The organism is Luteibacter sp. HAY1-4A (assembly GCF_056755355.1).
Map to the genome: position 1 here is coordinate 87,388 of NZ_JBNDHZ010000009.1, position 14,756 is coordinate 102,143.

Annotated in this window: 11 protein-coding genes; 5 read left to right on the top strand and 6 right to left on the bottom strand. The window is 66.0% G+C overall.

The annotated features are described in order from the left end of the window. Positions 1–6: 6 nt before the first annotated feature. From ACPYOD_RS04700 to ACPYOD_RS04710, 3 genes are all read right to left on the bottom strand, one after another. A complete protein-coding gene (locus ACPYOD_RS04700; RefSeq protein ID WP_481300580.1) occupies positions 7–543 on the bottom strand; it encodes a GNAT family N-acetyltransferase in 537 nt (178 codons plus the stop codon). A gap of 21 nt (positions 544–564) precedes the next feature. Then, positions 565–1,026 (bottom strand): SET domain-containing protein-lysine N-methyltransferase, encoded by a 462-nt coding sequence (locus ACPYOD_RS04705; RefSeq protein ID WP_481300571.1) that lies wholly within the window; start codon positions 1,024–1,026, stop codon positions 565–567. A gap of 112 nt (positions 1,027–1,138) precedes the next feature. Then, positions 1,139–1,456, bottom strand: a complete 318-nt coding sequence (locus ACPYOD_RS04710; RefSeq protein ID WP_481300572.1) for a ComEA family DNA-binding protein — start codon at positions 1,454–1,456, stop codon at positions 1,139–1,141. 192 nt (positions 1,457–1,648) lie between these two features. Here ACPYOD_RS04710 and ACPYOD_RS04715 point away from each other — a divergent pair, with 192 nt between their 5' ends. From ACPYOD_RS04715 to ACPYOD_RS04730, 4 genes are all read left to right on the top strand, one after another. Beyond that, entirely contained in the window at positions 1,649–3,091 is a 1,443-nt protein-coding gene (locus ACPYOD_RS04715; RefSeq protein ID WP_481300573.1) for a M20 family metallopeptidase, read from the top strand. After that, positions 3,088–3,792 carry a YggS family pyridoxal phosphate-dependent enzyme gene (locus tag ACPYOD_RS04720; RefSeq protein WP_481300574.1) on the top strand — a complete coding sequence of 235 codons (705 nt, stop codon included), beginning with the start codon at positions 3,088–3,090 and terminating at the stop codon, positions 3,790–3,792. Before ACPYOD_RS04715 ends, ACPYOD_RS04720 begins: the two co-directional genes overlap by 4 nt. Positions 3,793–4,048: 256 nt before the next feature. Further along, positions 4,049–4,753 (top strand): C40 family peptidase, encoded by a 705-nt coding sequence (locus ACPYOD_RS04725; RefSeq protein WP_481300575.1) that lies wholly within the window; start codon positions 4,049–4,051, stop codon positions 4,751–4,753. An 830-nt stretch (positions 4,754–5,583) separates the two neighbouring features. Then, entirely contained in the window at positions 5,584–6,345 is a 762-nt protein-coding gene (locus ACPYOD_RS04730) for a pseudouridine synthase (RefSeq protein WP_481300576.1), read from the top strand. Here the strand turns inward: ACPYOD_RS04730 and kbl are convergent. The 3 genes from kbl to tdh form a co-directional block, all read right to left on the bottom strand. After that, positions 6,342–7,541 carry a glycine C-acetyltransferase gene (gene kbl, locus ACPYOD_RS04735; RefSeq protein ID WP_481300577.1) on the bottom strand — a complete coding sequence of 400 codons (1,200 nt, stop codon included), beginning with the start codon at positions 7,539–7,541 and terminating at the stop codon, positions 6,342–6,344. The two genes, ACPYOD_RS04730 and kbl, sit on opposite strands and share 4 nt — an antisense overlap. Positions 7,542–7,616: 75 nt before the next feature. After that, a complete protein-coding gene (locus ACPYOD_RS04740; RefSeq protein ID WP_481300578.1) occupies positions 7,617–11,210 on the bottom strand; it encodes a DUF748 domain-containing protein in 3,594 nt (1,197 codons plus the stop codon). 82 nt (positions 11,211–11,292) lie between these two features. Continuing rightward, positions 11,293–12,327: an L-threonine 3-dehydrogenase gene (gene tdh, locus ACPYOD_RS04745; RefSeq protein WP_481300579.1), complete on the bottom strand. Its 1,035-nt coding sequence runs from the start codon at positions 12,325–12,327 to the stop codon at positions 11,293–11,295. 165 nt (positions 12,328–12,492) lie between these two features. Between tdh and ACPYOD_RS04750 the strand changes: the two genes are divergently transcribed. Next, positions 12,493–14,646 carry a S46 family peptidase gene (locus tag ACPYOD_RS04750; protein WP_481300581.1) on the top strand — a complete coding sequence of 718 codons (2,154 nt, stop codon included), beginning with the start codon at positions 12,493–12,495 and terminating at the stop codon, positions 14,644–14,646. Positions 14,647–14,756 lie beyond the last annotated feature (110 nt).

Consider the following 14,756-nt stretch of genomic DNA (forward strand, 5'->3'; position numbering starts at 1 on the left):
CCAGGATCAGCCGGCCCGGCGGACGGCGCGATGCGGCGGGTAGTACGCGAACAGGTGGGTGGCGCCACCGAGGAAGTCGATGTTGTCGATGTGCTCGCCGCCCAGGCGCTCGGCGACGTGGTCGGAGGCTTCGTTGCCGATCCGCACGAGGCTGATGACGCGCTGTGCGTGCATCTGGTTCCAGGCGTAGTCGAGGACGGCTTCGCCCGCTTCGGTGGCATAGCCGTGATGGCGGTGCTCGGGCTTCAGCATCCAGCCCAGTTCGAGGTCGGGCCAGCCTTCGGGCTTCATCAGGCCGGCGCGGCCGATGAATTCGCCGGTGTCCTTCAGCTCGATGGCCCACATGCCGCAGCCACGCAATGCCCAGTGGCCGAGCAACATGGCCATCGACCGCCACGCGTTCATGCGGTCGAGCGGCTGGCCGTCGCCGATCCAACGCGTGCTCTCGGCGTCCGCGAGCATGGCCGCGTAATCGTCGAAGTGGCGTTCGGTAAGGGCGGTGAGCCGCAGGCGCGGCGTTTCCAGGACGGGAATGTCTGCAATTGCCATCGAAGTGACCAGGTGTCAGCCGAGCAGGAGGGCCAGGGCGCGCGTGCTTTGCGCGAGGCTTTCCTGCCAGGACAAGCCGGTTATTTTCTCACCAGTGGCGGCATCTTGGAAGCTCTCGTGCTCGCCGGGAGCGAGCAGGTGCCGGTAATCCACCGTGATTTCAGTGCCTTGGGGGAGATCCTTCGCGGCAAAGATGAAGCCCAGGTGCCAGAGGCCCGTGGGCGCGAAGCTGTGGTTCACATAGCATTCGTCGGGCCAATCGGGAGAAACCGTGTAACGGTCCTCGAACCAGCGAGCCGCGGCGTGCATGTCGGCCGCCAGCGCAGGCGACTGCGTGATCTCGGCCCAGGCATAGGTCCGGTCGATCTGGTCGGGCGCGGTGACGATGCGTCCGGCCGGCACGAATTCGTCGACGAAAAGCCCCTTGCCGGCGCCGGGGATGGCGGAGTCGGCGATACGGTAACGCGGCAGGATCATTGCTTCATCAAGCCCCTGTTCCATGCGGCGGCACAAGTGGCGGCCCCGCATTCGGCGCGAGTGTAGCGCTTTCGCCGCGGGTGGGAAGCCTTCCACCCGCGGCGGTGTGCGTTCAGTCTTCCTCGCCACCCTTGGTCTTGCGCGGGCCTTTCGCTTTCCTGGCCGCTTTCCCGCCATCCACCTGGATGGCGTCGCGGTTGCGATCGACCAGCGAGGCACCGATGCCCTTCACTTCGGCGAGCTGGTCGGCGGACTCGAAGGCGCCGTTGGCTTCGCGCCAGGCGACGATGGCCTGGGCCTTCGCCATGCCGACCCCGTCGAGCGACTGCGCCAGCGTGGCCGCGTCGGCGGTATTGATGTTCACGGGCGTCGATGCAAGCCCAAGCGGCGACAGCAGAAGGCCCGCGAGGGCGATGACAAGTCGTTTCAAGATGGTTCTCCTCATGCGGCGCCGGATGGCGCAGGGGCACTCTGCGGTGTGCTGCGGAATGCGCGAACCGGCGAAGGCCTGAACGGCACGTGCTCCCATTCCGCCGCGCGCCGGCCATCCGGTCCGACATCGTCAAGGGCGCCGCCGTCGTCGCTGTTACAATCGGCCTTTGTCCAACGAGCCTGGCCAGTCATGGATACCTCGCGCATTTCCTCCTTCGTCAGCGGCCTCTGGGACGCCGAAATCGTTCCGCAGCTGGTCGAATACATCCGCATCCCGAACAAGTCGCCGATGTTCGACAGGCAATGGCGGGAGCATGGCTACATGGACCAGGCAGTGGCGCTGATGGAGTCCTGGGCGCGTTCCAAGCTGCCTGCGTTGGAAGGGGCCTCCCTCGAGGTGGTACGCCTGGAGGGGCGGACGCCGCTCATCTACATCGATGTGCCCGCGCAGGGTGTGCAGGGCAAGGGCACCGATGAAACCGTCGTGCTCTACGGCCACCTCGACAAGCAGCCGGAGATGACAGGCTGGGCCGACGACCTCGGTCCGTGGACGCCCGTGATCAAAGGCGACAAGCTTTACGGCCGTGGCGGCGCGGACGACGGTTACGCCATCTTCGGGTCGCTGGCGGCGCTGCTGGCATTGCGCGACCAGGGCGTGCCGCATGCGCGCTGCGTGATCCTCATCGAGGCCTGCGAGGAATCCGGCAGCTACGACCTCCCGTACTACGTGGACCACCTCGCCGACCGCATCGGCAACCCCGCGCTCGTCGTTTGCCTCGACTCCGGTTGCGGCAACTACGACCAGCTCTGGCTCACCACCTCGTTGCGCGGCATGACCGGCGGCAACCTCACCGTGCAGGTGCTGGAAGAGGGCGTTCACTCGGGCGACGCGTCGGGCGTGGTGCCGTCGAGCTTCCGCATCCTGCGCGAGATACTCAGCCGCCTCGAGGATCCGGCCACCGGGCGGATTGTGCCGAAGGAACTCTACGTCGACATCCCGCCGCAGCGCATGGAACAGGCGCGCCGGTCGGCGGACGTGCTGGGTACGGCGGTCTACGACAAGTTTCCCTTCGTCGAGGGCATGAAACCCGTCACCGACGATCTCGCGGAACTGGTGCTCAATCGCACCTGGCGTCCTCAGCTGGCCGTCACCGGCGTCGGTGGCATGCCCGCGCTCGACAGCGCGGGCAATGTGTTGCGCCCCAGGACCTCGGTGAAGCTGAGCCTGCGCGTGCCGCCGACGCTGTCGGGCGCCGAGGCCGGCAAGTTCCTCAAGCAACTCCTCGAGAAAGATCCTCCGTACGGCGCAAAGGTCACCTTCGACCTGGAGAAGGACGGCAGCGGCTGGAATGCGCCGGCCCTGTCGCCGTGGCTGGAAGAGGTCGTGGCGAAGGCCTCCGAACACTACTTCGGCGCGCCGGCGGCCTACATGGGCGAAGGCGGCAGCATTCCCTTCATGGGCATGCTCGGGGAGAAATTCCCGCAGGCGCAGTTCCTCATCACGGGTGTGCTTGGCCCGCATTCGAATGCGCACGGTCCCAACGAATTCCTGCACATTCCCACCGGGAAGCGCGTGAGCATGGTGGTGGCCGACGTCGTCGCCCGCCATTTCCAGGAAGCATCGAAGGCATGAGCCAGGAAGCGGGGACGCTCGCGGACCGGCTTGGCGCCGTTCGGGCGTCCATCGCCGACGCCTGCCGGCGTGCCGGCCGCGATCCGGCGGACGTGACCCTGCTTCCGGTCAGCAAGACCTTCGGTCCGGAGGTCGTGCGCGAAGCACTCGACCTGGGCCTGCGCCGCTTCGGCGAGAACAAGGCTCAGGAAGTGCAGGTGAAAGCGGCGGCCCTGGCCGGCGAGGCCGTGGAATGGGTGCTGATAGGCCACCTGCAAACGAACAAGGCCAAGGTGGTGGCCGCCCACGCCGCCGAAGTGCAGTCGCTCGACCGCCTCGAACTGGCCGTGGCCCTGGACAAGGCGTTGCAGGCGCGAGGGCGCGCGATCGACGTGCTGGTACAGGTGAAGACATCCCCGGAAGAAACGAAGTCCGGCATCGCCCCGGATCGCCTGCTGCCGTTCCTCGATGAACTGAAGGCTTTCTCCTCGTTGCGCCTGCGTGGCTTGATGACACTCGCCGAAGCCACCGAGGACGAGGAGCGGGTGAGGGCGTGCTTCCGGGCGTTGTATCGCCTGCGTGACAGGGCGCGCGACGCGGGGCATCCCACGGAGCGCCTGTCGATGGGCATGAGTGGCGATTTCGCCCTCGCCATCGCCGAAGGCAGCACCGAAGTGCGGATCGGCTCGGCCATCTTCGGGGCAAGGACCTACAAGGTTTGAGGCGATTCGCCCGCCCGGCCGTCGATCGATCGGCCCCGATCTCCCTCACTTATGTGAAAGCAAGTGCCTAAACCTGTTCAGGTTTTCGCCCTTCTTGCCGTAATTTCATACGACTGGTCTGAATCTTTCCTAGGAATGGCATTTTTTAACTTTATGCCAACAACAAGGCGTAGGGGGTTTGGTAACTTCACTGCTCGTTCACGGTCGTCTCACCTTCACGGCGGCTTAACTCCACGATGAATAGGCCTTTTCGCTCATGTATTTAAAGCGACTGACCGCTCTCGCGTTAGCCACCTGCTGTATCGCTTCCGTAACACCCGCCATCGCCGACACCGTCACTGCTCCACAGGGTCTTGACCAGTCCGCAACGCTGCTCCTTACCGATCTGCCGGTTTTCGCGCCCGCAACGGCCCTGGCCCAGTCCGCTGTTCCCGATTTCGCTTCGATCTCCGCCCCCAAGGCCGACGCTCCGGCCACCGCGGCAGACGACTCCTCCCTTCCAGACGACGGCGATGACGGTGACAGTCTCGTTGCCGCCGCCACGGCCCGCCTCGCCGGTCACGTCGACGGCCACGCCCGCGAAGCGCTCCTCGCCTTTGCCATGAAGCTCCGCGACATCCGCTACCACCGCGGTGGTCGCCAGCCTTCCACCGGTTTCGATTGCAGCGGCTTCGTCCGCTACGTCTTCCTGCACAGCATCGGTCTCGATCTCCCGACCAACTCGGCCAGCCAGTTCCTTGCCGGCCTGAAGGTCAAGCGCAGCGAAATGAAAACGGGCGACCTCGTCTTCTTCCGCACCCGCGGCAAGGCCATCTCGCATGTGGGTATCTACATCGACAATGGCCAGTTCATCCACTCGCCGTCGGCCGGTAAGACCGTCCGCGTCGACAGCCTCAACGAAGCTTACTGGTCGAAGCATTTCGCCGGCGCCAAGCGCCCCGAAGGCATCGCCAAGATCTGACGGAACCCTTCAACGTATATTTCCGAAACGGCGTGCTACGGCATGCCGTTTTTTTTTGTTCTTCGCGCATTACCGGGACCAGCCCAGCCTTGGCGATGACAACCCGTCGCTGGTTCGATCAAGCTCGCCGTGGCGTTCGCGTGCCCCGGTATCGCCAGAGCGCTTTACACCGGAGCGTCTTGTGGGGAGACCTTGCTGCCCACCCTCGCTGCTCAGACAGTCCTCCGCGTTCGAAAAGGAAGGCCGCTGACGCGGCCCATGTACCTAATGGCCTGCGGCCGCTCTCTTGTGCGGAACTCGCCTCGAGGGTGGACAGCAAGGTCTCTTCCGGACAACGCGGTGGTGTGATGGGAGAGCCACAAGCGGCCGATGCGGGTTGCCTGCTCAAGCTGTGCGTGATGCGTGCGACGGTGCCTGGAAAAGGGGGCCTCCGGAGTCACCAAGGCCCGACCGGCTGGCGAGGCGAGACGATGTCCCGCTAGCCGCGACGTCTGTCTTCGGCGGTGACGCTCTCCCGACACGCCACCTCGGTCATGGGAAGAGTCTTCGGTGTCCACCCTCGAGGCGAGTTCCGCACAAGAGAGCGGCCGTAGGCCATATAGATACACGGGCCGCGCAAGCGGCCCCTCCCTTTCGAACGCGGAGGACTGTCTGAGCAGCGAGGGTGGACACCGAAGGCTCTGGCCTCACCGTCCGAGTTGAAGGCGGCGCCAGCCGCTGGACACATGCATTCGCCTTGGCGAATGAACCGATGTAACCCAGGCAGCGTCCCCCGGACTTCCGTGACGAACGTTTTTTGGCATGGGAAGGCGATCCGTTATCCTCGCCACATGTCTTTTCCCTCCCGTCCGCAAGGGCAGCGCAAACCCCCTAAAGGTTCGCCCGTCCATGGCCTCGCCCGCGTGCTTTCCAAACGCGGCATTTGCTCGCGCAGTCAGGGTGAGCGGCTGGTGCGTGACGGGAAGGTGCGCGTCGATGGCCGCATCGTCCGCGATCCCGAATTTCCGATCGCGGGTCGCGAACGCATCGACGTGGAAGGGGAGGCCGCGCAAGCCGCGGCACCGGTTTACATCGTCGTGAACAAGCCGCGCGGCCTGGTCGTATCGGCCGCGGACGAGCGCGGGCGCGCCACGGTGTATTCGCTGCTGGAGGGGGCCGGGCTTCCCTGGCTGGGTCCGGTCGGACGACTGGACAAGGCGAGCGAGGGCTTGTTGCTGTTGAGCAACGACACGGTGTGGGCGGCGGGTATCACCGATCCTGCCACGCATGTACCGAAGACATACCACGTGCAGGTGGCGGGCAAGCCGGATGAGGCGACGATCGCGGCGATGCTGGAGGGCGTCGACGACGACGGCGACATACTAAGGGCGGGCTCGGCTTCCCTGTTGCGCCAGGGCGAACGCAATGCGTGGCTCGAGGTTACGCTCGACGAGGGACGCAACCGGCACATCCGCCGGCTGCTTGCAGCCCTGGGATTCGACGTGCAGCGGCTGGTGCGCATCGCCATCGGCGAACTGGCCCTCGGCGAGTTGCCGAAGGGCCAGTGGCGGCACCTGACTGCGGACGAAGTGGTTGCGCTTCGCCGGCGTTAGGCCTTGAGCACGCCGAGTTTCTTGCCGACCTTGGTGAACGCCGCGATGGCGCGGTCGAGGTGCTCCCGCGTATGCGCCGCGCTCATCTGCGTACGGATGCGCGCCTTGCCCTGCGGCACCACGGGGAAGAAGAAGCCGGTGACGTAGATGCCCTCTTCGAGCAGTTCGGTAGCCATGGCCTGGGCCTGCTTGGCGTCGTAGATCATGACCGGCACGATGGGATGGTGGCCCGGGCGGATGTCGAAGCCCGCTTCGGTCATCTTCTCGCGGAAATAGCGCGTGTTCTCCTTCACCTTGTCGCGTAGTTCGCCCGCGGCGGCGAGCATCTCGAACACCTTGATGCCGGCGGCGACCACGTGCGGGGGAAGCGAGTTGGAGAAGAGGTACGGACGCGAGCGCTGGCGCAGCATCTCGATGACTTCGCGGCGGCCCGTGGTGAAGCCGCCGAGCGCGCCGCCCAGGGCCTTGCCCAGGGTGCCGGTGAAGATGTCGATCTTGTCCATCACGCCGTGCAGCTCCGCCGAGCCGCGACCGGTATCGCCGAGGAAGCCGGTGCAGTGGCATTCGTCGATATGGACAAGCGCACCGTACTTGCGAGCCAGCGCGGTGATCTCGTCCAGCGGCGCGACGAACCCGTCCATGGAGAACGCGCCGTCGGTGGTGATCAGCTTCGTGCGCGCGCCGGCGGCGTCGGCCGCCTGCAGTTGCGCCTCGAGGTCGGCCATGTCGCAGTTGGCATAGCGGAAGCGCTTGGCCTTGCACAGGCGGATGCCGTCGATGATCGAGGCATGGTTCAGCGCATCGGAGATCACGGCGTCTTCTTCGCCCAGCAGCGGCTCGAAAAGACCGCCGTTGGCATCGAAGCAGGCGGCATAGAGGATGGTGTCTTCGGTACCGAAGAATTCGGCGATCTGCTTCTCCAGCGCCTTGTGCAAGTCCTGCGTGCCACAGATGAAGCGCACGCTCGCCATGCCGAATCCGTGCGTGTCCAGGGCGTCCTTGGCCGCCTGGATCACGTCCGGATGGTCGGCCAGCCCAAGGTAGTTGTTCGCGCAGAAGTTGAGGACCTTGCGGCCCCCTTCCAGTTCGATCTCGGCCGACTGCGGCGAGACGATGACCCGTTCGTTCTTGAACAGGCCCTGTTCGCGGATGGATTCGAGCTCGCTGGCGAAACGGGTCTGGCCGGGGTAGGACATGGTCGGAGTTCCGGGGCGTAGGAGAACTCCGATTGTGAGGCCTTTGGCCCGATGAGAAAACCTCGACCCTCCGCGTCAGTGCAGGCCGAAATCCACGCGTGTCGTCTTCCCGCCGTCGTCGATGCCCTTGGCATCGGTTTTCGGTGCCACCACGAACACGCGCTTGTCGTCCACCTTGCCCTGCAGCCATTGCTGTACCGCGCCGGCGCGCCGTTCTGCCAGGTGGCGAAGGGCATCCGCGTCCACCGGCATGTTGGCCTCCATCAGCGTGCGCATCTCGTCGGGCGGCAGCGACTTGGAGAGGCCGATCACATTCTTAGGTTTGGGAAACGAGGCATGTCGATACGCCCGTTCGAGATACTTCTCACGTTCTTCGTCCGTCGGCGGCGCGGTATCGTCGTCCTTGGCGTTCGCCTGCTCCTGGTGGACGAGGTCGTCGACCATGACCTTGCGCAGTCCCGTCTCGTCCTTGTCCGGATCGACCCGGCCGACGATGTCCAGGCTGATCGAAGGCTTCTCCGCCAGCACCTTCACGATCTCCGCCAACTTGGCCTGCCCGTCGGTATCGAGCACCGCCGAGCCGGGAGGGAACTCCACGTAGCCAAGATCCTGGCGGCCGCCACCGCCGCCGATCGACGCGAGCAGGCGGAACGGCGAGGTCACCGCCTTCACGATGAGGTTGCCGATGGCGCGCCAGACGAGGCCTCCCACGCTGAACTGTGGATCGTCCAGCGAGCCGGTGACGGGAATCCGCACGTCGATGCGCCCCTCGCTGTCCTTCAGGAGGGCCACGGCGAGCTTCACCGGCAGATGGGTGATCCCCGGCCCTTCGATGCGGTCGCCGAAAGTGAGCTGGTCGATGAAGATGTGGTTGTCGGCGGTCAGCTTGCGCTGGTCCAGCAGGTAGTGAACGTCGACGTTGAGGCGGCCCTTCGTGATCGGATAGCCGGCGTATTTGCCGGAATAGGGCGAGAGGTTGGCAAGCTGGATGCCGTCGGCTTTGGCCGTGATATCGAGGAAGGCCACCGGCGTGAGCGGATTGATCGTGCCGCGGATGTCCACCGGCGCGTTGTCGTCGAGCTGGCCCTGGAGCGTGAGTTCCGCCGGCGCCGCGCCGCCGGTCGTGCCGAAGGCGCCGATCTTGCCGGTCAGCTGGGTCACGTCGGCGGTGTAATTGGGTTTGATGAAGTTGTCGGTGTAGTTGAGGTGGCCCTTGGTGAGGGATACCTGGCCGATCTGGACGTCCGCCACCGGGCCCGAGGGCGCGGCGGTGGGCGGAGGCGTTGCCGCCGGCGGAGCGGGCGCATCCCGTGCCTCGGTCACCGAGACCGCGCCCGGTGCTTCCGGGCTGGCGACCACGTCCTGCAGGTTCGTCCGTCCGTTCGCGTTGATGATCACGCGCGCATAGAAGTCGTCGAGGGCGAGCCCGCCGATGGCGACGCGTGGTACGTCCTCGCCCAGGCGAATCGCCATCCGGGACGCGCTGAGCGAACTCCAGCGCAGGAAGTCGGCATCGGTCACTTTGTCCAGCACGCGCACGCGGCCCAGCGTGGCTTCGCCGCGGTAGGCGATGCGTGCTGGCGCTTTCCCCTGGTCCGCGTAGCTCAGGCGGCCGTCGAGGCTCAGGAGGGCGCTGGCGATGCGTACGTTCAGCGGCACCGTCACCAGAGATTGCAACGGCGCCATGTTGAGCTGGGTGGCCTTTACCGCGAGTTGCGCGTCCAGCGGCTGCGGCTTCACCTTGCCGGTGACGGCGAACGCTCCCTTGCCGAGCGCACCCTTCAGGTCGAGCGTCACCGGCCGCTTCATGTCGTCGGAGAGGCCATCGATGCCGAACGCCATGGCCTTCAATTCGATGCCGTTGCGCCGGCCTTGCCCCTTCGGATCGCGCAGCGTCAGCGCGCCATCGCCGAGGCCGACATGGCCGATGCTCCAGCGCCAAGCAGACGAGGATGCTTCCGGAGTTTTCGGCGCCGGTGCCGTCTTCAGCACATGCATGAGATCGAGGCTGCCGTCGGCGAGGCGGCGCAGGTCCAGCGCCAGGCCATCGAGGGTCAGGCTGTCGAGGCGAGCTTCGCTGGTCGCGAGGTCGACCAGCGCGATCGACGCCTTCATCGATGTCCAGGTGACCGGCGCGGCGCGCTCGTGGCGAGGAACGAGGCGGAAGCCGTCCACGTTCGCCTTCGCCTTGGCGATCTTCACCGTCGCCGCCTCGTGCCAGTCGAGCGCGAGTTCGCCATTCGCGCCCAGGCTCCCGCCGGTGATATCGGCATCCAGCGGCGGCGGAGCCAGTGGCACCAGTGACGCGAGCGAGACGTTCGCCAGCGACAGGCTGCCGGCATAACGGCTCGCGGCGAGATCCAGCGTGCCCTTCGTCGCCAGGCTGCCTCCGGCCATGCGCGCGGCGAGGTCGAGGTTCGCCACAGGCGCGGCGACCGTGCTCAGGCCGTGGATACCGCCTTGCACGCCATCCAGGACCAGGTGCGCGGGCACCGGCGCGGCGAGGTCGGCGTACTCGATGCGGCTGTTCTTGACGACAAGCGCATCGATGCGCACGTCGGTCGGTTTCGCGTCCTTCGCCGGTGGCGCGGACGGGCCGCCCGTCAGCGCATCGACGTTGCTGCGGCCGCCCGGCAGGCGCGCATAGCGCAGCCCGAAGCCGTCGAGCGCGACCGTGCCCAGACGGTAGCGCGAGGTGAGCGGTTCGAGCGCGGTCAGGGCCGCCTCGCCGTGGCCCAGTTCGAGGAACGGCGCGCCGTCTTTCCCCGTGACCTTCAGGTCGTCGACCACCAACCGGCCGCTGAGGATCACGTGCGGCTGCGCGTCCGTCATGGTGAAGCGCAGGTCGAGCACCCCGGAGAGCTTGCCGCTCGGCACGGCCACGGGAAGCGGCGTCGGCACGAAGCCGAGGTAGCGGGGCAGGTCGAGGTGGTCCAGGTGGAAGCCGACGAGCGACTCGCGGCTGTTTGCGAACGGCTTGGTCTGTCCTTCCACGCGCAACGGGCTGCCGTCCACGTTCATTGCGAGCAACGGCCGGACGTAGATGTCCGTCGCGCTGGTGAGGCTGGCGACGAAGGGAATGCCTAGTTCGATGCGGTCGATCCGATGCGTGGCGTCGAGCACGCGGTCGTCGAAGTCGACCTGGCCGTTGTGGAGGGCGATGTTCGAAACGGCGAAACGGGCCGGACCGTCATCGGGCTTGGACGGCTCCGAGGCGAACCGGTCGACGATGTCGGAGAAGTTGAAGCGCTGCGGCGCGCTGCGTTGCAGGTGGACCTTGGGTCCTTCGACGTCGAGTGCGTCGAGGATCGGCGCGGCACGGAAGAGCGAGGCCCACGATGCGTTCGCGGTGATCCTGGCCACGTCCACGAAGGGCGACTTGCCGTCCGCTTCGCCGATATGCAGGCGGTCGACCGTGAGTTTGAGCGTGAAGGGGTTGAGCGAGAGTCCGCCGATCGTCACCGGGCGCCCGAGCGCCGCGCTCGCGCGAGCTTCGACCTGCGAACGGATCAGCGGCGGGGCGGCAAGGAAGCCCAACAGGCCGAAAACGACCAGGGCGATCGCCGTACCCAGGACGATACGCCGGGTGCGGCGCGATCGATAAAGCGCGAGGGCGCGCTCGCGCCCCTTGTCCAGGTAAAGCTTCCCCTTGGTTCCACGTGTTTCCATACCAACTCCCCGGACAACCCGATTCCCCGGCGCAGTGTACTCGCCGGGGAACCCTGCCGGAGGGCGGATCAGGCGACGCGGGTCACGTCCAGGAGCAGACGACCTTGCCGCAATGGCCGGCGTCCATCAGGTCGAAGCCCCTCTGGAAATCGTCGATGGCGATCTGGTGCGTCAGAACCTTCTGCAGCGGGAAACCCGTGAGCACCATCTGGGTCATCTTGTACCAGGTCTCGTACATGCGCCGACCGTAGATGCCCTGCAGGGTGAGGCCCTTGAAGATCACCTTGTCCCAGTCGATGCCGGCCCCGCGCGGCATGATGCCGAGCATGGCGATCTTGCCGCCGTGGTACATGCATTCGAGCATGTCGCCGAAGGCGCGCGGGTTGCCGCTCATCTCCAGGCCCACGTCGAAGCCTTCGATGTGCAGGTCTTTCACCACGTCCTTGAGCGACTGGTTGGCGACGTTCACGACGCGCGTGGCGCCCATGTCGGCAGCCAGCTTGAGGCGGTAGTCGTTGACGTCGGTGACCACGACGTTGCGCGCGCCCACGTGCTTGGCGATGCCCGCGGCAATGATGCCGATGGGGCCGGCGCCGGTGATGAGCACGTCCTCGCCGATCAGGTCGAATTCCAGCGCGCAATGCGCCGCGTTGCCGTACGGGTCGAAGAAGGCGGCCAGCTCGGACGGGATCTGGTCCGGAATGGGCCACAGGTTCGACGCCGGCATGGTCATGTATTCGGCGAACGCGCCATTGCGGTTCACGCCGATGCCGATGGTGTTCGGGCAGAGGTGCTGGCGCCCGGCGCGGCAGTTGCGGCAGTGGCCGCACACGATGTGGCCTTCGGCGGAGACGCGGTCGCCGACCTTGTAGCCGGTGACGCCCGGACCGATCTCGGCGATGCGGCCCACGAACTCATGGCCGATGGTGAGGCCGGGCTTGATCGTGCGCTGGGACCATTCGTCCCACTTGTAGATGTGCAGGTCGGTGCCGCAGATGGCGGTCTTCTCGATCTTGATCAGGACTTCGTTCGGGCCGACCTGCGGCACCGGCACTTCTTCCATCCAGATGCCTTGCTCGGGATTGCGCTTCACCAGCGCCTTCATCGTCTGCTGCATGGGGTTCTTGGGTTCCGGGCGGGGGAAGGTCCGCGGCGCGGACCGAATTGCTCATTATAAGGTCGGAAGCGCCGCCCGGGGTCATTGCCAGCCGCACCGGGGGCCTCTATGGTCGGGGCGGTTTTTCTTGCGACTGCCGAACTTTTCGACCAAGGGGCAATGACGATGCGAATCCGCTCGATGATGCTGGGAGCCGCCATGGCGCTGGCGCTGGACGCGAACGCCGACGAGGGTATGTGGCTGCCGTCGCAGCTTCCCGGCATTGCGAAGAATCTCAAGGGGGCCGGTTTCCGCGGCGACCCCAGGGATCTCGCCGACCTGACCAAGGCGCCCCTGAACGCTGTGGTCCGCATCGGCGGCGGCACCGGTTCGTTCGTCTCGGACGACGGCCTCGTCATCACGAACCACCACGTGGCCTTCGGCGTCATCCAGTACAACTCGAAGCCCGACCGCGACCTGATCGCCAACGGCTACGTGGCGGCGGACCGCGCCGGCGAACTGCCTGCCAATCCGGATTACCGCCTTCGCGTCACGGTCGGCTTCGACAAGGTCACCGACCGTATCCTGGCCGCCGCCCGCGGCAAGACGGGCAAGGCGTACTTCGATGCCGTCGATGCCGCCAGCAAGGCGCTGGTGGCCGACTGCGAATCGGCAAAGGGCCTCAAGTGCAGCGTCGCGACCATGTTCTACGGGCGCGACTTCTACCTGGTGAAGCAGCTCGAGCTACGCGACATCCGGCTGGTTTACGCGCCGCCGCGGGCCATCGGCAACTATGGCGACGAAATCGACAACTTCATGTGGCCCCGCCACGCGGGCGACTTCACCATCCTTCGCGCCTATGTGGGCCCGAACGGTGAGCCGGCCGACTACTCCCCCGACAACAAGCCATACCATCCCCCGTCGCACCTCAAGGTTGCCACGGACGGCGTGGCCGAAGGCGACTTCGTCATGCTTGCCGGCTATCCGGGCATCACCTATCGCCATCGCACGGCGGCCGAGTTCGTGGACCAGGTGGAGTGGCGGCTGCCCACATCGGTCGCGATCCTCAAGGCTTTGCAGGACGTGATCGAGACCAAGGGCAAGGACGACAAGGAGGCCGGCATCCGCTATGCCGCCCAGTTGCAGTCGCTGAAGAACGGCATCAAGCGTTTCAGCGGCGAGCTGGAGGGCCTGCAACGCAGCGACGCGGTCACCGTGCGCCGCGACGACGAGACCGCGATGCTGGCATGGCTTGCCAGCCAGCCGGAAGGCAAGGCGCTGAAGCCCGACATCGACCAGGTCATGGCGCTTATCGCACGAGGCAAGGACGTGCGGGAACGCGACGTTCTCGTGGGCCTCCTGGCGACGCAGACGCAGCTGATGAAGGGCGCGCTCGCCGTGGACCGCCTCTCGATCGAGCGGCCCAAGCCCGACGAGCAGCGCGAAACGGGGTACCAGAAGCGGGACGAGGAACTCATCCGTAGCCAGTTGAAGCAGATCCAGCGACGTTACGATCCCGCCGTGGAGAAGGCGCTCATCACGTCGATGATGTTGCGCTACCAGAAGTTGCCCGATGCGGCACGGTTGCCCGAGGTCGACAAGGTCTTCGGGCGCACACCGGGCGAACTGGCCGGGGCACTCGATCGCATCTACGCGGGCACCGCGTTCGGCGGCGAAGCGGAACGCACACGGCTTTTCGAGGCGCCTCCCACCGACGTGGCCGCCAGCAAGGATCCGCTGCTGGTGGCGGCGCGCACGCTGCGTCCCGCGCTGCTGCGCATCGACGACGAACGCAAGTCGCGCGAAGGCGACCTGTTGCGTCTGCGGCCGGCTTACATGCAGGCGCTAATCGCCTACCGCGAGAAGCAGGGCAAGGCGGTGTACCCCGATGCGAACTCCACCCTGCGCGTCAGCTACGGCAAGGTCACGCCGCTGATGGCGCGTGACGCGGTCACTTACGCACCGCTCACCACCGTCGCCGGCATTGTCGAGAAAAACACGGGCAAGGAGCCGTTCGACGCACCTAAGCCTTTGCTGGACGCCATTCGCAAGGGCGACTTCGCGGGCTATACCGATACGAAGACGGGCGCCATGCCGGTGGACTTCCTGAGCAACCTCGACACCACGGGCGGCAACTCCGGTTCGCCGGTGCTCAACGCGAAGGGTGAGCTCGTCGGACTCAATTTCGACAGCAACTGGGAGGCCGTGAGCGCCAGCTGGATGTACGACCCGCGCTACAAGCGAGCCATCCACGTGGACATGCGCTACATCCGTTGGCTCATCGACAAGGTGTATCCGTCGCCGTCGCTGTTGCGCGAGCTGGGTGTGCCGACAAACTGACGCGGATATCCACAGCCTGTGTGGATACTCGCTGCATAAGCGTGTGGACAACTCCATTCCTCCCTTATGCGGCGAGCACTTGCGTTGCGCTGATCAAAAACGCGCCAGTG